This is a genomic window from Agromyces hippuratus, from assembly GCF_013410355.1.
Classification (GTDB): Bacteria; Actinomycetota; Actinomycetes; order Actinomycetales; family Microbacteriaceae; genus Agromyces; species Agromyces hippuratus.
Window position 1 is genome coordinate 283,276 of record NZ_JACCFI010000001.1, and the last position, 16,303, is coordinate 299,578.

The following is a 16,303-nucleotide window of genomic DNA, read 5'->3' on the forward strand; positions in this document are numbered from 1 at the left end:
ACGTGGTCACGTGCGACATCGTCCACGCGGACCGATCGGGGGGCGACCCGTGTGAAGGCCGGTGTCTGCGCAGTCCGACCGCGCACACCCACCCGGAGGGAAGCAGATCATGACCATTCGCCGAACACTCGCCGTGCTCGCAACAACGGCGGCACTCGTACTCGTCGGTGCCGGAGCGGCATCGGCCGCAGGCAGTCCGCATTTCATCAAGAACGCCACGGGCGCCTCACTCTCGGGGACCTCGTTGGTCGTCCACTTCAAGGAAGCGGGCCTCCCGTCCGGCGCCACGGAGACCATCACGGCCACCGCGCAGCTCGACGCGACCTATTCGTGCGTCAACAACGGAGGCCACGTGCCTTCGGACCCGAAGAAGACGACGATCAGCTCCGAGGTCTCCGAGAGCGGAGAGTTCACCGCTGGCAAGAACGGGAACGTCACGGGGTCGCTCACGCTCAGCGCGCCGGCGGCAGCCGAGGTGCTCTCATGCCCGGGCGGACAGACGTCGACCCTCGTCTCGGGAATGTGGTCGAACGTCTCGGTCTCCGATGAGGACAGCGGGGCCTTCCTCGCGATCGCCGGTACGTTCACCTTCTAGCGGTGCGTTCACCTTCTCGATCGAACGACGAGAAGCGGGAAGGCTCGCCCTTCCCGCTTCTTGTCGCGTACGGACTGCGCCGTCCCGGAGACGGTTGTTCGCACCGCCGGGGAGGATCCGCCATGGGTGCGAACTGCCTCACCCGGAGTGCGCTCGGCGGCGGGCCACGATGAGTGCTGCCCCGCCGAGGAGCACCATGAGGATCGCCCCGGCGATCGGCCGACCCGGTTCGACTCCCGTGGAGGCCAACGAGGTGTCAGGCGCCGGGGGTGCGGGCGTCGCGGCCGGCGGCGTCGGCGGTGTCGACGGTGTCGGCGGCGTGAGGAGGACCGGATTGTCGAGGGTCACGGCGACGGTCGAGCGGTCGCCGATCACGAGGGTCGCTGTACTCGCATCCGTCATGACGCCGTCGCCCGAGAACCGAGGCGTCCCGTAGTCCGCTCCGCTGATCGCCTCGGGAGCCGCCTCGCTCAGGGTCACGACGGTGCCGGTCGGCAGCCCGCCGACCCCGAGCGGCGTGCCGGGCGAGAGGGCGAGTGAACCGGTGACGGGTGCGCCGTCTCGCAGGTACGAGTACGTCACCGTGTAGACGGTGTCGTCGGGCACCGAGGACGCTCCGTCGCCCGAGAGCGTCTTGGTCACGGTGAATCCGCCGACATTGCCGGTGCCGCCGCCCTCGCCGCCTGCCGTGACGAACTCGACCGGCCAGGTGGTGAACGCCTCGCCGGAGGCCGTGACGGTGTTGCCGAAGAGATCCCCGTCGCGCGCATCCGCGGGCAGCGTCGTGCGGTACTGCAGCGTGTACACGCGATCCTCCGAGGCCACGGGCTCGTTGAACGTGAACTCGAAGGAGTGTGTGCCGGGGGAGTCGACGAGCGTGTAGGTCTCGGGGCCGGTGCCGGCGACGACCTCGTGGTACTCCCACGAGGCCCACTTCGATGCGGGAACCCACCCTGCGGTGAGGCTCGAGGGGTCGAAGCCCATGCGGGCGTCGTAGACGTCCTCGAGCACGACGGGGGAGCCGCCTGCGAGCACGTCCGACGGGACGACGACCTGCCACGTGATCGAGGTGCCGTCGTCGTTCAGCCAGCCCCACTTCTGCGGCGAGGTCGGCGCGGTGCCGGGTTCGCCGCCCTCGACGATCCCTCCGCCAGGGATCGGGACCCGGATCTCGATGCCGTTGCCGGTGGTGAAGACGTACGAGTCGTCGTCGGTCGCCGCCGTGGACTGGGCGTAGAAGTGCAGCGTGCCGCGCACGTCGTGGTGCGTCTCGACGTAGTCGCCGAGGGTGCACAGGATGCTCGACTCGGTGACGGCGCAGTCGCCGACCGTCGCGCCGGAGGCATCGCGGAGCACGAACGTGGCCGAGTGGGCCCGCACGGGGCTCGGGAAGTCGAGCCGGAACGTGTCGCCCTCGACGGCGCCCGCCGGTGCAGCCCACGTGGCATCCACGGCGTAGCGCTGCCCGACGCCGATCGGGCCGCTCGGGGCGTCGGCGTTGATCGTGACGCTCGTGATGGCGTCGAGCTCGCTCGCGTTCGCTGCGGCCGGCGCGGCGAAGACCATCGCCAACGAGGCGAGTGACGCTGCCAGCGACGCCGCGATCGTGCGGAATCCTCGAGGACGTCGGGTGGAGGTGTGCGCATTCGGGTGCACGGCGGATCAGCTCCTTCGGGTGGAAAGCGGAGGAGCCGTGGGTGCAGCCCTCCACCCGAAGAGACGGCCGGGGTCGTGTTCGATGACGCCGGTCCGGCGATGCTCATGGGTTTCTCAGGTTCGGCAGCTCGCCGACCGACGGGGCGACCGTTCCGGCGCGCCGAACTCCGCACGGGCGTTCACGCCGCGCGGCAGGTGGGTGCCGAAGACCGCGCGTCAGTCGTCGAGCACGAAGGTCACCTCGAGCGTGACCGACCACGACGTGACGGCGCCGTCGGTGACGTCGACCTTCTGCTCCTTGACCCACGCACCGGTGACGTTGCGCAGGGTCTCCGACGCCCGGGCGACTCCGGCGGCGACCGCGTCGTCGAAGCCGGTCTCCGAACGAACGGTGATGGTGGTGACACGTGCGACGGAAGTCATTGCATTCCCCCTCGAATGATGTGCGTGCGTACGGACTCATCTTGCGCCTCCGCCGTGCGGAAAGCGAGGGGCTTGCGGAGCCGCCGAACCTCCGCCCCATCGACGTGGCGGCGAACGGCAGTCGACCAGACGATGAATCCTCGGTTCCCGGGGGCGAGTCCGTCCGTTCGCCGCCCGAGCAGCCCTCACGCTGGAGTCGTGAAGGTCGTCCTCCTCGCAGAATCGTTCCTCCCGCATATGAACGGCGTGACGCACTCGCTCCTTCAGGCGCTGCGTCACCTCGAGCGCCGGGGGCATGAGGCCCTCGTGATCGCCCCGCGCTCGGGGCCGATCGACCACACCCTCTACGGCGCCCGGGCCGTGCTGCTGCCGTCGGTGCCGCTCCCGAGCTATCCCGATGTGCGCGTCACCCTCGCGGGCGCGCATCGTCTCGCCGGGGTGATGCAAGCACACGGCGCCGACGTCGTGCATCTCGCCTCGCCGTTCGTGCTCGGCTGGCGCGGCGTGCTGGCCGCCGAGTCGCTCGGCATCCCGAGCGTCGCGGTCTACCAGACCGACATCCCGTCGTATGCGGAGCGCTACGGCGTCCCGGGAGCGGCGCCGGCACTCACCCGTCACCTCGGGCGCCTGCACCGGCGCGCCACGCTGACGCTCGCACCCTCGTCGTCAGCGGTCGAGCGGCTCGAGTCGCTCGGCGTCGACCGGCTCCGGCTCTGGCGGCGCGGCGTGGACACCGATCGGTTCTCGCCCGGCCGGCGCGATGACGCCTGGCGCCGTGAGATGGCGCCGAACGGCGATGTGCTCGTCGGCTACGTCGGGCGCCTCGCCCCCGAGAAGCAGGTCGAGGACCTCCGTGCGATCGCGACGCTGCCGGGCGTGCGGCTCGTCGTCATCGGCGAGGGGCCGTCGAGGCCGCAGCTCGAACGGATGCTGCCCGAGGCCCGCTTCACCGGGTTCCTCGGCGGCGACGAACTCGCGAGGGCGATGGCGAGTCTCGACGTCTTCGTGCACCCCGGCGAGAGCGAGACGTTCTGCCAGACCGCGCAGGAGGCGATGGCGAGCGGCGTGCCGGTCGTGGCCACCGGGCGCGGCGGTCCGGTCGACCTCGTGCAGAACAGCGCGAACGGATGGCTCTACCGTCCGGGCGACCTCGCCGAGCTCCGCGATCGCGTGCGCGACCTCACGGGTGACGACGCGAAGCGCCGGGCGTTCGGCGAACGCGCACTCGCCTCCGTCTCCGGCCGCGGGTGGGACCGGCTCGGCGACGAGCTCATCGGCCACTACGAGTCGGCGATGGGGCGGGCGGAGGCCACGGCGACGGATGCCGCGCCGCCGCCGCCGGTCGTTCGAGCCACGGGCCCCGCGGCATCCGCACCGCCCGCCGCCGCGACACGCGGCTGGAGCCGGTACGTCGCCGTCGGGGACTCGCTGACCGAGGGGCTCTGCGACACCTCGCGCGTTCCCGCGGGGGAGTACCGCGGCTGGGCCGACCGGCTCGCGATGCTCCTCGCCGTCACGGGCTCGGCGAACGAACCCGTCGCCTACGCGAACCTCGCCGTGCGCAGTCGCAAGGTGCGCGACGCCGTCGACGTGCAACTGCCGCAGGCCGCCGAGCTCGGCGCCGACCTCGTCTCGGTACTCATCGGGGCCAACGACCTCGTGGGCCGGCGAGCCGATCCCGAGGCGCTCGCCCGCGACCTCGGCGCTGCCGTCTCGCGGTTGCGTTCGACCGGGTGCGACGTGCTGCTCGTGACGCCGTTCCTGCCGCGCCGGCCGGTGACCCGGTTCTACGCGCGCCGCTTCCGGGCCTACAACGCCCGGCTGCGCGAACTCGCCGGGGCCACGGGGTCGATGCTCCTCGACGTCGACGCCCACCCCGAGCTCGTCGACGACGATCGATGGGCGGAGGACCGCGTGCACCTGAACGCCGCCGGGCACCGCGGCATCGCGTACGCCGCGGCGCGCGTGCTCGGTGTGCGGGATGCGAACGTGCTCGGCGAACTCGAGCGCGCCGTGCACGATCAGGAGGAGCTCGCCCGCACCGCGGTCGGCGACGCCGAATGGCTCCTCCGGCACGCGGTGCCGTGGGTGCGGCGCCGGCTCGCCGGTCGTGCGGCAGGCGATGGCCGGGTGCCGAAGCGCGGGCGAATGCTGCCCGTCATCGTGCCCGCGACGGATCGAACCTCACGGAAGCCGCCGGTTGCGACGGCTCAGCGGGTCGTGCCGGGGGAGTGACGCCGGATCAACCGCTCTTGCGGCGGAACTCGCGCTTGTGGTCGGCCGGACCCTGCGTGTGCTGTGCCGCGCCGCCGCCGTCGAGGTGGGCTTCGCCCGAGCGCTTCTTCGCCGCGTTGTTCTTGCGATCGAGGGCTTCGCGGAACTTGCGCTTCGCCTCGTCGGACGGGCCCTGGTTGGTCTGCTCGTCGGAACTCATGCGTTCGAGTCTGGCACGGATGCCTCGTGCTCGCGCACGCCGGGGCGGCGTCGAGCGGGCTCGCGCCACGCGACATCCGCTGTTCACCGGCCGAAAACGGACCCTCTGCTAGCATTGGGGGAGGTTGCCCGTGCTTTTCGCGCGGGCGATCGGTTGGAGCAGGCCGGCAGGAAGCTGGTCCCCTGTGGTGGATTACCAAATCGAGGGTTTGGTGGACTTCTACTGGTGGCCAGCGTGAACGCGTCGACCGACGCGATTCGTATTGCCTGTTCCTGCTCCTCTGGATGAGTCGCGCCCACACGGGGTGCGACGGTAAACAAAGGAGACGACCTCTTGGAAGGTCCTGAAATCACGTTCGCCGAAGCCGTCATCGACAATGGCAAGTTCGGCACCCGTACCATCCGCTTCGAGACCGGACGACTCGCGCAGCAGGCGCAGGGTTCCGCTGCGGCCTACATCGACGAAGAGACCATGCTGCTCTCGGCGACCTCGGTCTCCAAGCAGCCGAAGGAGCACTTCGACTTCTTCCCGCTCACGATCGACGTCGAAGAGCGCATGTACGCAGCGGGCCGCATCCCGGGCTCGTTCTTCCGCCGCGAGGGCCGCCCCTCGACCGAGGCGATCCTCACCTGCCGTCTGATCGACCGCCCCCTGCGCCCCTCGTTCGTCGAGGGCCTCCGCAACGAGGTGCAGGTCGTCGTCACCGTGCTCGCGATCGAGCCCGACGAGTTCTACGACGTGCTCGCCATCAACGCCGCGTCGCTCTCGACGCAGCTCTCCGGCCTCCCGTTCTCGGGCCCGGTCGGCGGCGTCCGCGTCGCCCTCATCGACGGCCAGTGGGTCGCGTTCCCGAAGTACTCGCAGATCGAGGAGGCCGTGTTCAGCATGGTCGTCGCCGGTCGCGTGATCACCGAGGCCGACGGCTCGCAGGACGTCGCGATCATGATGATCGAGGCCGAGGCGACCGACAACGCGTGGAACCTCATCCAGGCCGGCGGGGTCAAGCCCGACGAGGCCGTCATCGCGCAGGGCATCGAGGCCTCGAAGCCCTTCATCAAGCAGCTCGTCGAGGCGCAGCAGTCGGTCGCGAAGACCGCCGCGAAGCCGACCGCCGACTACCCGACGTTCCCGCCGTACCAGGCCGAGGTCAAGGCAGCGGTGGAAGCGTTCGCGAGCGCCGAACTCAAGGACGTCTACAAGATCGCCGGCAAGGTCGAGCGCCAGGACGCCGACGACGCGCTCAAGTCGCGCGTCAAGGAACACGTCGCGGCCAAGGTCGAAGCGGGCGAACTGCCCGATTCGGCCAACGCCGAGGTCTCCGCGGCCTACAAGTCGGTCACGAAGCACGTCATGCGCACGCGCGTCCTCGAAGAGGGTGTGCGCATCGACGGCCGCGGGCTCGCCGACATCCGCCCGCTCGACGCAGAGGTGCAGGTCGTTCCCCGCGTTCACGGCTCGGCCATCTTCCAGCGTGGTGAGACCCAGATCCTCGGCGTCACGACGCTGAACATGCTGAAGCTCGAGCAGTCGATCGACTCGCTGAGCCCGGTCACCAAGAAGCGCTACATGCACAACTACAACTTCCCGCCCTACTCGACCGGTGAGACCGGTCGCGTCGGGTCGCCGAAGCGTCGCGAGATCGGGCACGGCGCACTCGCCGAGCGCGCACTCGTGCCCGTGCTGCCCACGCGCGAGGAGTTCCCCTACGCGATCCGCCAGGTGTCCGAGGCGCTCGGCTCCAACGGTTCGACGTCGATGGGCTCGGTCTGCGCCTCGACCCTCGCGCTCCTGAACGCGGGCGTGCCGCTGCGCGCACCCGTCGCCGGCATCGCGATGGGCCTCATCTCCGACACCGTGAACGGTGAGACCCGCTACGCGGCGCTCACCGACATCCTCGGTGCCGAAGACGCCCTCGGCGACATGGACTTCAAGGTCGCCGGCACGTCGGAGTTCGTCACGGCGATCCAGCTCGACACGAAGCTCGACGGCATCCCCGCCTCGGTGCTCGCCGGCGCGCTGACGCAGGCGAAGGACGCCCGCACGACGATCCTCGCCGTGCTGAACGCCGCCATCGACGGCCCCGACGAGATGGCCCCGACCGCGCCCCGCGTGATCTCGGTGCAGATCCCCGTCGACAAGATCGGCGAGCTGATCGGCCCGAAGGGCAAGACGATCAACGCGATCCAGGACGAGACCGGCGCCGACATCTCCATCGAGGAGGACGGCACCGTCTACATCGGCGCGACCGACGGCCCCTCGGCCGAGGCCGCCCGCGCCCAGGTCAACGCGATCGCGAACCCGACGAACCCCGAGGTCGGCGAGCAGTTCCTCGGAACCGTCGTCAAGATCGCGGCGTTCGGCGCGTTCGTCTCGCTGCTCCCGGGCAAGGACGGCCTGCTGCACATCAGCGAGGTGCGCAAGCTCGCCGGTGGCAAGCGCGTCGAGAACGTCGAAGACGTGCTCGGCGTCGGCCAGAAGATCCTCGTCGAGATCACGAAGATCGACGACCGCGGCAAGCTGTCGCTCGCCCCGGTGCTGGCTGAAGAGGCCGACACCGAGGGGCGCGAGACCGCCGGCACGCACGCCGAGGAGCCCGCAGAGGGCGCCGACGCGTAAGTCGCAGTCGACACAGCGGATGCCCCGCCCGATTCGTTCGGGCGGGGCATCCGTCGTCTGCGGCCGCGTTGTCTTCTGCGGTGGCGACGCATCGGACGAGACTCGACTCACATGGGCAGGAAGCCGGCGCTGCGGTGGAGCGCGTCGCGCTCGGCGAGCGCTGCTTCTGCGGTGGCCCGTGCATCGATGCGGCGTTGCAGCCGGTCGCGATCGTTGCGTCGCGCCGCGCGCTGCAGCCCCCAGCTCGCAAGGCTGAGACCGCTGCGCACCGCCCAGCCGGAGAGGAGTCCGGAATCGGGTGAGAGCAGGGTGGTCATCGTTCCTCCTTCGGTGACGTGTCGTTGTTCGGAGAGGTGTCGTTCTTCGAGGTGTCGCCGGTCGGCTCCCCGCGCACGAGCGGGAAGGCGTTGACATGCAGCTGCACGGGCCGGGAGCCGGTCGACGGTGTGCGCTTGTAGGCCGTGACGTACTTCGCGATCGCCGCGTCGATGTCGGCGACGAGGCCGCTCAGCTGCTCGGGCGTCAGGCGCAGGTTGATGGTGTCGCTCGTCGCGACGTCGAGCCACGCGTCGTCGAACACGTGCTCGCCCTCGCTGAGGAACTCGCGGAAGTTCTGTTCGCGCTTGCGGAACCACTCGTCTTCGACGAGCTTGACCGCGAGACGGTCGGCGCTGCCCGGCGGCAGCGAACGGGCATCGGGAATCGCGATCGACCCCGGCGTGCGCTCCCACCAGCGCTCGCGGCCTTTGCCTCGCGTGGTGTCTTCGCGCACGAGCCCGGCGCCTTCGAGCTGCCGCAGGTGGTAGCTCGTCGAGCCGCTCGATTCGCCGAGTCGTTCGCCGAGCCCGCTCGCGGTGAGCGGGCCGTACGCCGAGAGCTCGTCGTAGATGCGAACGCGCAGCGGGTGCGCGAGCGACTTGAGGCTCGCCGACGGCAGCACGTGATCGATGCCGGGGTGGCGGCTGCTGCTCGGCTGGGCCGTGAGGTCGTCGGGGTTCGTGGTTGCCATGTTGCAAAGATACCGCTGCAAAGAAAGCTTTGCAAGGATTTGTTTGCAACGAGTTCTCTGCAACTCTTTCGGCCGCCGGAACCGCTCGCCGGTGCGGGATCGAAGCGGGCTCAGCCGGGTGCCGGCCGAGCGAGTCGGGCGAGGGTCGCGTCGGCGATTCGCCCGGCGCTGCCCGGGGCGAGGCCGAGGTACAGCATCGGTTCGATGAGCTCCAACTCGAGCGCGGCGAGCCGCCCGTCGACGCGCACGACGTCGACGCGGGCGTAGAGCAGGTCGAACGGGAGGCGCGCGAGCATCGACTGCACCTCCGCGAGGTCCGACCGCTCGGCGGTGGCTCGCTCCACGGTGCCGCCGTAGATGCCGTGCGCCCGGAAGTCGCCGGTGGCCGGACGCTTTCGCAGCACGTGGCTCGACTCGCCGCCGAGGAAGACGAACGAGAGTTCCCCCTCGTCGAGGATCGCCGGTGCGAACGGCTGCACCATGACCTCGGTCTCGGGTGGGATGGCGTCGAGTGCCTGCTGCAGGGTTGCGGCGTCGGCGCGCACGACGCCCGATCCGCCCACGCCGACCGCGGGTTTCAGCACGAGCTCGTGCCAGCCGGCCTCGGCGACCGCTGCGTGGAGCCGCGATGCGCCTGCCGGCGTTCCGCGCACGAGCGGCACGATGGGCACGCCGAGGTGATCGAGGTCGTCGAGATAGTGCTTGTCGGCATTCCAGCGCACGGCCGCACCGGAATTGAGGAGTGCGGCACTCGATCGCTCGATGGCCGCGATCACCTCGAGGAAACGCGGCAGTCGATCGACGTAGTCCCACGTGCTCCGGATCACGACGGCGTCATACGCGTTCCAGTCGACCTCTGCGCTGCTCCACGCGACGGGCTCGGCGTCGACGCCGCGCTCGGCGAAGGCGTCGAGGAGCCGATGGTCGTCGTCGAACAGCGACTCCACGTCGGGGATCTCCCAGGTCACGAAGCCGGGGAGTCGTTCGCAGCGGAGCACGGCGATGCGCATCGGCTTCGCACGCGACATCGGATCCGTGCCGCTGCCGGTCATGGCGCCAGTATGGCACCGGCTGTTCGATCGACGTGCGCGACGGCGCTGCGCGGCGCAGGGCGGTGCCGCTCGTGCCTCAGCGCTCGAGCAGCGGAGCGAGTCGATAGGGGATGAGCTCGCCCATCGCGAGCGAGGTCTCGGTGCGCTCGACGCCGTCGATCGCGAGGATCTCGCCGTCGATGCGGAAGAGGTCGTGCGCGTCGCGGCAGACCACCCGCACGAGCAGGTCGATCGAGCCCGAGAGCCCGTGCGCCTGGATCACCTCGGGGATGCGCCCGATCTCGTCGACGACATCGCCGAGCAGCTTCTGGCGCACGTGCACCGAGATGAACGCCTCGATCGGGTAGCCGAGCGGCGCCGGGTCCATGCTGCGCTCGAACGAGAGGAAGGCGCCGGATGCCTCGAGGCGTGCCATGCGCGCCTGCACGGTGTTGCGCGAGAGGCCGAGACGGTCGGCGAGCGCCACCACGGTCGCCCTCGGGTCGGGGGCGAGCGCCGTCAGCAGCGCCTTGTCGACAGCGTCGTAACCGGTCATAACGCCACACGATAGCAGTCGAACACCCGATCGAACCGTGCAACATGCTCAACGGTGCTTTGGATGGTTGAGCTGTGTGCGAGATCGACGTACGCTCTGGGTATCCGGCAGTGCCGCCGGGCGCGGGCAGCCCACGAAGCGAGTCCGCCGACAGCGAGGATCGACGATGACCCCATCCGACCGAGACGCCACCGGGCTCTTGACCAGGCCCGACGACTTCGTGCAGCTCGTGACCCCCACGGGCGAACGCCACGCGAACGCGGAGTTCGATCCGTGGATCGCCGACATCGATCTCGGAGCCCTCGGCCGTCTCTACCGCGACATGGCGATCGTGCGGCGCATCGATTCCGAGGCGACCGCCCTGCAGCGTCAGGGCGAGCTCGGACTCTGGCCGCCGCTGGCCGGCCAGGAGGCCGCGCAGATCGGCGCCGGTCGCGCGCTCCGCGACGACGACTTCATCTTCTCCAGCTACCGCGAGCACGCGCTCGCCTGGGTGCGCGGCGTCGAGCCGGCCGAGCTGCTCTCGGTCTGGCGGGGCACCGCGGCCTCGGGGTGGAACCCGTTCGAGCACGGCATGGCCGTGCCGCAGATCATCATCGGCGCCCAGGCCCTGCACGCCACCGGCTACGCCATGGGCGCGGCCTGGGAGGGCTCGGATGCCGCGGCCATCTCGTTCTTCGGCGACGGCGCCACGAGCGAGGGCGACGTCAACGAGGCGCTCGTCTTCGCGGCGAGCTTCGACGCCCCGGTCGTCTTCTTCTGCCAGAACAACCAGTGGGCGATCTCCGAGCCCGTCGGGCTGCAGTCGAAGCAGCACCTCGCGCGCCGCGCCGACGGGTTCGGCATGCCCGGCGTGCGGGTCGACGGCAACGACGTGCTCGCCGTGCTCGCCGCCACTCGCATCGCACTCGACCGCGCCCGCCGCGGCGAGGGCCCGACCTTCATCGAGGCGGTCACGTATCGCATGGGACCGCACACGACGGCCGACGACCCCAAGCGATACCGCACCGACGACGAGCTCGCCGAATGGCGCGAACGCGACCCGCTCGCACGGGTGCTCGCGCTGCTCGAGGCATCCGGCGTCGACGTCGTCGGTCTCGAGCGCGACGTCGCGACCGACGCCGACCGTGCGGCGGCCGAGCTGCGCGCCGCCATCACGACGATCGCCGACCCCGAGGCGCTGACCGTCTTCGACCACGTCTACGCCGAACCCAACAGCCACCTCGAACGCCAGCGCGAGCACTACACGCGCTACCTCGCGATGTTCGAGGACGCATCGACGGAGCACAGCACGGATGCCGCGGCATCCGAGACCGCCGAAGGAGGCGCACGATGACCACGCTCACCCTCGCGAAGGCCCTCAACGCCGGACTCCGCCGCGCGCTCGCCGACGACGACAAGGTCGTGCTCATGGGCGAGGACATCGGCACGCTCGGCGGCGTGTTCCGCGTCACCGACGGGCTGAAGGCCGAGTTCGGGGCGAAGCGGGTCGTCGACACGCCGCTCTCGGAGGCCGGCATCGTCGGCACCGCCGTCGGGCTCGCGTACCGCGGCTTCCGGCCTGTCATCGAGATCCAGTTCGACGGCTTCATCTACCCGGGGTTCGACCAGATCGTCGCGCAGGTCGCGAAGCTGCACTACCGCTCACGTGGGAACGTGCGCATGCCGATCACGATCCGAGTGCCGTTCGGCGGCGGCATCGGCGCGGCCGAGCACCACTCGGAGTCGCCCGAGGCGTACTTCGCCCACACGGCGGGCCTGCGCGTCGTCGCCTGCTCGAACCCGGCCGACGCCTACATGATGGTGCGCCAGGCGATCGCGAGCGACGACCCAGTGCTGTTCTTCGAGCCGAAGCGGCGCTACCACGTGAAGGGCGAGGTCGACGAGACGGCCAGCCTCGCCGATGCCCGGCCGATGGGCGTCGCGACGACCGTGACCGCCGGCACCGACGTGACGCTCGTGACCTACGGTGCGCTCGTGCAGACGGCGCGCGACGTCGCGACGGCGGCCGCCGAAGACGGCGTCTCGGTCGAGGTCATCGACCTGCGATCGATCGCTCCCGTCGACTACGCGACCATCGAGGCCTCGGTGCGCCGCACCGGTCGGCTCGTCATCACCCATGAGGCGGGCCAGCAGGGCGGCGTCGGCGCTGAACTCGCCGCCTCGATCACCGAGCGGTGCTTCGAGTTCCTCGAGGCGGCCCCGGTGCGCGTCACCGGACATGACATCCCGTACCCGCCGGCGAAGCTCGAGCGGCACCACCTGCCCGACCTCGACCGCATCCTCGACGGGGTCGACCGCGTGATGGGTCGGCCGAACTCGCTGAGCGGGGTGGAGGCGTGAGCATGATCCGCGACTTCCCGCTGCCCGACCTCGGCGAGGGACTCACCGAGTCCGAGCTCGTCGCCTGGCGCGTCGCCGTCGGCGATCGCGTCGAGCTCAACCAGATCATCGCCGACGTCGAGACCGCGAAGGCCGTGGTCGAGCTGCCGTCTCCCTACGCGGGCGTCATCACGGCGCTGCACGCGGCCGAGGGCGAGACGATCGATGTCGGCGCGCCGCTCTTCTCCTGCGACACCGGCGAAGCGGATGCCGCGGGCCCGGCGACGACCGCCGGTGCGGCGTCGCCCGCCCAGGCCGCCTCGGCGGCGCCGGCCTCGTCGAGTGCCGGCGCAGGCACCGCGGCCGAGGCCGCACCCGGGCCGAACCTCGTCGGCTACGGCGCCGCGGCCGAGACCGGCCCGAAGCGACGCGCACGCCGCTCGGCGCTCGTCGCCGACCTCGTGCCCGCGGTGCCCGAGTCGCCGGCCGAGGCGACCGTCGCCGAGACCGTTCCGGCGCAGTCCGCGTCGCCGTCGCGCACCGAACGTCCGCGGTCGACGCCGCCCGTGCGCAAGCTCGCTCGCGACCTCGGCCTCGACCTCGAGGCGATCGAGGGCAGCGGCGAGCGCGGCCTGATCACCCGCGATGACGTCGAGCGCGCGGCATCCGCCCTGGCGATGCCGGTGCCCGACGACGTGTCGTCGCTGGTCGCCGGAGCGCCGGTCGCGGCCGGCGCCGCACCCGCCGAGACTCGGATCCCGATCAAGGGAGTGCGCAAGCACACCGCCGCGGCGATGGTGCGGAGCGCCTTCACCGCCCCGCACGTGACCGAGTTCCTGACGGTCGACGTGACCGCGACGATGGAACTGCTCCGCGGGCTGCGCGACAACCGTGAGTTCGCAGATCGCAAGGTGACGCCGCTCACGGTCGTCGCGAAGGCCGTGTGCATCGCCGCCCGGCGCACGCCCGAGGTGAACTCGCGTTGGGACGAGGAGGCGCAGGAGATCGTGCGGTTCGGCGGTGTCAATCTCGGCATCGCTGCTGCGACCGAGCGCGGTCTCGTCGTGCCGAACGTGAAGGGCGCCGAGCGGATGACCCTGATCGAACTCGCCGATGCGATCGCTGCGCTCGCCGAGACGGCACGGGCCGGGCGCACGAGCCCCGCTGATCTCTCGGGCGGAACGATCTCGATCACGAACATCGGGGTCTTCGGCATCGATGCGGGCACGCCGATCCTGAACCCGGGGGAGGCGGCGATCCTCGCGATGGGTGCCGTGCGGCGCCAACCGTGGGAGTACCGCGGTGAGATCGCGCTGCGCGAGGTCATGACGCTGTCGCTGTCGTTCGACCACCGTCTGGTGGACGGTGCACAGGGTTCGAGGTTCCTCGCCGACATCGGAGCGATCCTTCGCGAGCCGGGTGTCGCGCTGACCATGGCGTGAACGCCGCCACGGCGAGAGGATGTGCGTATGGACGCTCGCACCATCCTCTCGCCGGCGGACACCGCCGATGACCTCGCCGGCACCGCCTTCATCCACGTCGACGACCACCTCGTGGGCGGCTTCGGCACGGCCGACTTCGCGACCGCGGTTCGGCTGCTCGACGAGGTCGCCGTCGTCGCCGACGAGCTGAACCACCACCCCGACGTGCGGCTCGGCTGGGGACGTGTCGAGTTCGAGCTCACCTCGCACGACGTCGGAGGGGTGACCTCGCGCGATGTCGCCCTCGCGGGGCGCATCGGCGAGATCGCCGCCGAGCAGGGCGCCCGACCAGGGAACTGACACCTCGGCGATCGCCCCGAAACGGACGCTCCACTTCGATTAGGCTCTCCGCAAGCAGGCAACCGCCCTACTCGCCCTCCCCCCTGCCGGATGTCCGAGGAGACCCGATGAGCGCACCAACGTCCCGCGAGTGCACCATACGCGGCGTGGAGGGCGTCACCTGCAACGAGATCCGACGTGGCCCGGGCATGGTCTCTGAAGCGGAGCGCGACGAGACCGTCGCGCGAGTGCTCAGTGCCGAGCAGGTCAGCATCAGGGCTGGTTCCTGGTGCGTGCCCGGCGGCGCCGAGAAGATCGTCCGCGGCGAATGACCGCCCGCCCCGATCGCGCTTCGTCGGCTGACGCATGGCTCGCGCCATACGCCCCCGGCCCGGTGTCGCCGCGCCGCAAGGAGATCGTCAAGCGCATCTTGAGCGTCCTCGCCCTCGGGTGGGCGATCTGGATCGCCGTATCGGCGATCATCACCGTGCCCGGCTCGTTCGACGGCGCGACCGGTTTCATGGGGTACCTGATCACCTTCGGCCTGGCTTTCGCGCAGATTCCCTCGTTCGTCGTCGGCCTGGTGCTGCTGATCGTCATGCGACCGAGGTGGCCGAACATCGTGACGATCGCGATCTGCGTGTTGCTCAATCCGGTCGTCGTGATGTTCGTTGCAATGGGCGTCGCCGCCTCCGCGTACTGAGAGGCGCCCTCAGTCGAGCGCGTAGACGCGCTCCTCGATCTCGGCGTCGCGCACGTTGGCGAAGCTCGTCTCGGTGGCGATGTGCCGGAACCCGAGCTTCTCCAGCAGCGCGATCGACGGAGCGTTGTCGGCGGCCACGCGGGCGCGCACCGGGCGCTCGTGCACCTCGTCGAGGAACAATCGCATCGCCCGGGTGGCGATGCCCTCGTGCCAGTGCGCCGGGTCGATCCAGCACGTGAGTTCGGGCCGGCCGTCTTCGAACCACCGGCTGACGCTGCCGACGATCACCCTGTCGGCGCGCACGGTGCGGGTGTCGACCGTGGGGTCGGCGAGGAGTCGCCGCCAATGCGCGTCGAACATCGCGCGATCGCTCGGATCGGGTGACGTGAACGCGGCCATGCGCACGGCGGTGGGGTCCTGCTCGAATCCGAACAGAGCGTCGAGATCGCCCGCGCGGGTCGCGCGCAGGGTCACGACATGAGGCTCGCCCATGTCATTTCCTCCAGGATGCCGCGGATGGTGCCGTCGGCGGGTCTGCGCCCGGGGATGCGGGCGCTGTGCGGAGTGGAGTTCAGGAGACCGAAGGCGGCGTGTGCCCGGACCCTGAGCTCCGTCTCGGCCCGATCGGGCCGGAGTCTGTGGAGGGTGTCGACCCAGTGCTCGACGTACTGACGCTGGAGGAGTCGCACCTCGTGCCGGGCGCCGAGGTCGAGCTGCTCGAGCTCCCGGTCCTGCACGAGGATCACGTCGGCGTCGCCGAGGGCGAAGTCGACGTGGAACGCGATGAGTTCGCGAAGCGTCGTCGCCGGGTCGGATGCCTCGCCGAGCACGCGCTCGGCGCCGTCGAGCAGCGTGCGGCTCGCGCCCTGGAGGATCGCGGCGAGCACGGCGGCCTTGCCCGGGAAGTGGCGGTAGACGGCGGGGCCGCTCACGCCGACGGCGGCGCCGAGGTCTTCGATCGTGACACCGGCGTACCCGCGCTGCGCGAAGAGCGTCGCGGCCGCGGTGAGGATCGCCTGGCGGCGATCGGCCTTCTGCCGGCTGCGCTCAGTGGCGGCTGCTGCGGTCGCGGCATGGGCCGTCGGCGCGTCGGCGAGGCCGTCGCCGACGATCTCGGCCGTGCTCGGTGTGGTTGCCATCTCGGTTAATGCTCGCTAACATCGGGAATCGAGTTAGTGCACACTAACCGAAATCCTGC

General features: G+C 70.5%; 18 protein-coding genes. 9 read left to right on the plus strand and 9 right to left on the minus strand.

The annotated features are described in order from the left end of the window. The first annotated feature begins 109 nt into the window (after positions 1–109). The gene (locus BJY17_RS01290) at positions 110–595 is read left to right on the plus strand and encodes a hypothetical protein (protein WP_179549780.1); all 486 of its coding nucleotides are present in this window, start codon (positions 110–112) and stop codon (positions 593–595) included. A gap of 138 nt (positions 596–733) precedes the next feature. Here BJY17_RS01290 and BJY17_RS01295 read toward each other — a convergent pair whose 3' ends face one another. Beyond that, positions 734–2,161: a DUF5979 domain-containing protein gene (locus BJY17_RS01295; protein WP_179549781.1), complete on the minus strand. Its 1,428-nt coding sequence runs from the start codon at positions 2,159–2,161 to the stop codon at positions 734–736. A 306-nt stretch (positions 2,162–2,467) separates the two neighbouring features. Then, a complete protein-coding gene (locus tag BJY17_RS01300) occupies positions 2,468–2,674 on the minus strand; it encodes a dodecin family protein (RefSeq protein ID WP_056013706.1) in 207 nt (68 codons plus the stop codon). A 198-nt stretch (positions 2,675–2,872) separates the two neighbouring features. Between BJY17_RS01300 and BJY17_RS01305 the strand changes: the two genes are divergently transcribed. After that, positions 2,873–4,909 (plus strand): GDSL-type esterase/lipase family protein, encoded by a 2,037-nt coding sequence (locus BJY17_RS01305; protein WP_179549782.1) that lies wholly within the window; start codon positions 2,873–2,875, stop codon positions 4,907–4,909. A gap of 7 nt (positions 4,910–4,916) precedes the next feature. Here BJY17_RS01305 and BJY17_RS01310 read toward each other — a convergent pair whose 3' ends face one another. Beyond that, positions 4,917–5,108: a DUF5302 domain-containing protein gene (locus BJY17_RS01310; protein ID WP_056658069.1), complete on the minus strand. Its 192-nt coding sequence runs from the start codon at positions 5,106–5,108 to the stop codon at positions 4,917–4,919. Positions 5,109–5,441: 333 nt separating this feature from the next. Between BJY17_RS01310 and BJY17_RS01315 the strand changes: the two genes are divergently transcribed. Further along, a complete protein-coding gene (locus BJY17_RS01315) occupies positions 5,442–7,724 on the plus strand; it encodes a polyribonucleotide nucleotidyltransferase (RefSeq protein ID WP_179549783.1) in 2,283 nt (760 codons plus the stop codon). Between the two features lie 107 nt (positions 7,725–7,831). Here BJY17_RS01315 and BJY17_RS01320 read toward each other — a convergent pair whose 3' ends face one another. From BJY17_RS01320 to BJY17_RS01335, 4 genes are all read right to left on the minus strand, one after another. Beyond that, entirely contained in the window at positions 7,832–8,041 is a 210-nt protein-coding gene (locus BJY17_RS01320) for a hypothetical protein (protein WP_056013695.1), read from the minus strand. Next, the gene (locus BJY17_RS01325) at positions 8,038–8,733 is read right to left on the minus strand and encodes an ArsR/SmtB family transcription factor (protein WP_179549784.1); all 696 of its coding nucleotides are present in this window, start codon (positions 8,731–8,733) and stop codon (positions 8,038–8,040) included. The genes BJY17_RS01320 and BJY17_RS01325 overlap by 4 nt, the downstream gene beginning before the upstream one ends. Positions 8,734–8,843: 110 nt before the next feature. Beyond that, positions 8,844–9,785: an ATP-grasp domain-containing protein gene (locus BJY17_RS01330; protein ID WP_179549785.1), complete on the minus strand. Its 942-nt coding sequence runs from the start codon at positions 9,783–9,785 to the stop codon at positions 8,844–8,846. A gap of 76 nt (positions 9,786–9,861) precedes the next feature. Continuing rightward, complete coding sequence (locus BJY17_RS01335; protein WP_074261157.1) at positions 9,862–10,320, minus strand: Lrp/AsnC family transcriptional regulator; 459 nt, start codon at positions 10,318–10,320, stop codon at positions 9,862–9,864. Between the two features lie 166 nt (positions 10,321–10,486). Here BJY17_RS01335 and pdhA point away from each other — a divergent pair, with 166 nt between their 5' ends. From pdhA to BJY17_RS01365, 6 genes are all read left to right on the plus strand, one after another. Next, positions 10,487–11,656, plus strand: coding sequence for a pyruvate dehydrogenase (acetyl-transferring) E1 component subunit alpha (pdhA, locus tag BJY17_RS01340; protein ID WP_179549786.1), 1,170 nt, complete (start codon positions 10,487–10,489; stop codon positions 11,654–11,656). Beyond that, positions 11,653–12,663, plus strand: a complete 1,011-nt coding sequence (locus tag BJY17_RS01345) for an alpha-ketoacid dehydrogenase subunit beta (protein ID WP_179549787.1) — start codon at positions 11,653–11,655, stop codon at positions 12,661–12,663. Before pdhA ends, BJY17_RS01345 begins: the two co-directional genes overlap by 4 nt. A gap of 2 nt (positions 12,664–12,665) precedes the next feature. After that, positions 12,666–14,084, plus strand: coding sequence for a dihydrolipoamide acetyltransferase family protein (locus BJY17_RS01350; RefSeq protein WP_179549788.1), 1,419 nt, complete (start codon positions 12,666–12,668; stop codon positions 14,082–14,084). A gap of 27 nt (positions 14,085–14,111) precedes the next feature. Then, positions 14,112–14,423, plus strand: coding sequence for a 4a-hydroxytetrahydrobiopterin dehydratase (locus tag BJY17_RS01355; protein ID WP_179549789.1), 312 nt, complete (start codon positions 14,112–14,114; stop codon positions 14,421–14,423). Positions 14,424–14,530: 107 nt separating this feature from the next. Beyond that, complete coding sequence (locus tag BJY17_RS01360) at positions 14,531–14,734, plus strand: hypothetical protein (RefSeq protein WP_179549790.1); 204 nt, start codon at positions 14,531–14,533, stop codon at positions 14,732–14,734. Beyond that, positions 14,731–15,105: a hypothetical protein gene (locus BJY17_RS01365; RefSeq protein ID WP_179549791.1), complete on the plus strand. Its 375-nt coding sequence runs from the start codon at positions 14,731–14,733 to the stop codon at positions 15,103–15,105. The genes BJY17_RS01360 and BJY17_RS01365 overlap by 4 nt, the downstream gene beginning before the upstream one ends. A gap of 9 nt (positions 15,106–15,114) precedes the next feature. Here the strand turns inward: BJY17_RS01365 and BJY17_RS01370 are convergent, their stop codons facing one another. Both BJY17_RS01370 and BJY17_RS01375 read right to left on the minus strand, forming a co-directional pair. After that, positions 15,115–15,597 carry a GNAT family N-acetyltransferase gene (locus tag BJY17_RS01370; protein ID WP_179549792.1) on the minus strand — a complete coding sequence of 161 codons (483 nt, stop codon included), beginning with the start codon at positions 15,595–15,597 and terminating at the stop codon, positions 15,115–15,117. Beyond that, positions 15,576–16,244: a TetR/AcrR family transcriptional regulator gene (locus BJY17_RS01375; protein ID WP_179549793.1), complete on the minus strand. Its 669-nt coding sequence runs from the start codon at positions 16,242–16,244 to the stop codon at positions 15,576–15,578. The genes BJY17_RS01370 and BJY17_RS01375 overlap by 22 nt, the downstream gene beginning before the upstream one ends. Positions 16,245–16,303: the final 59 nt, after the last annotated feature.

Excerpts from the sequence above, each read along its gene's own strand:
- BJY17_RS01290 (WP_179549780.1), top strand. The coding sequence starts at position 110 with ATGACCATTCGCCGAACACTCGCCGTGCTCGCAACAACGGCGGCACTC.
- BJY17_RS01295 (WP_179549781.1), bottom strand. The coding sequence starts at position 2,161 with ATGGTCTTCGCCGCGCCGGCCGCAGCGAACGCGAGCGAGCTCGACGCC.
- BJY17_RS01300 (WP_056013706.1), bottom strand. The coding sequence starts at position 2,674 with ATGACTTCCGTCGCACGTGTCACCACCATCACCGTTCGTTCGGAGACC.
- BJY17_RS01310 (WP_056658069.1), bottom strand. The coding sequence starts at position 5,108 with ATGAGTTCCGACGAGCAGACCAACCAGGGCCCGTCCGACGAGGCGAAG.
- BJY17_RS01320 (WP_056013695.1), bottom strand. The coding sequence starts at position 8,041 with ATGACCACCCTGCTCTCACCCGATTCCGGACTCCTCTCCGGCTGGGCG.
- BJY17_RS01325 (WP_179549784.1), bottom strand. The coding sequence starts at position 8,733 with ATGGCAACCACGAACCCCGACGACCTCACGGCCCAGCCGAGCAGCAGC.
- BJY17_RS01330 (WP_179549785.1), bottom strand. The coding sequence starts at position 9,785 with ATGACCGGCAGCGGCACGGATCCGATGTCGCGTGCGAAGCCGATGCGC.
- BJY17_RS01335 (WP_074261157.1), bottom strand. The coding sequence starts at position 10,320 with ATGACCGGTTACGACGCTGTCGACAAGGCGCTGCTGACGGCGCTCGCC.
- pdhA (WP_179549786.1), top strand. The coding sequence starts at position 10,487 with ATGACCCCATCCGACCGAGACGCCACCGGGCTCTTGACCAGGCCCGAC.
- BJY17_RS01345 (WP_179549787.1), top strand. The coding sequence starts at position 11,653 with ATGACCACGCTCACCCTCGCGAAGGCCCTCAACGCCGGACTCCGCCGC.
- BJY17_RS01350 (WP_179549788.1), top strand. The coding sequence starts at position 12,666 with ATGATCCGCGACTTCCCGCTGCCCGACCTCGGCGAGGGACTCACCGAG.
- BJY17_RS01355 (WP_179549789.1), top strand. The coding sequence starts at position 14,112 with ATGGACGCTCGCACCATCCTCTCGCCGGCGGACACCGCCGATGACCTC.
- BJY17_RS01360 (WP_179549790.1), top strand. The coding sequence starts at position 14,531 with ATGAGCGCACCAACGTCCCGCGAGTGCACCATACGCGGCGTGGAGGGC.
- BJY17_RS01365 (WP_179549791.1), top strand. The coding sequence starts at position 14,731 with ATGACCGCCCGCCCCGATCGCGCTTCGTCGGCTGACGCATGGCTCGCG.
- BJY17_RS01370 (WP_179549792.1), bottom strand. The coding sequence starts at position 15,597 with ATGGGCGAGCCTCATGTCGTGACCCTGCGCGCGACCCGCGCGGGCGAT.
- BJY17_RS01375 (WP_179549793.1), bottom strand. The coding sequence starts at position 16,244 with ATGGCAACCACACCGAGCACGGCCGAGATCGTCGGCGACGGCCTCGCC.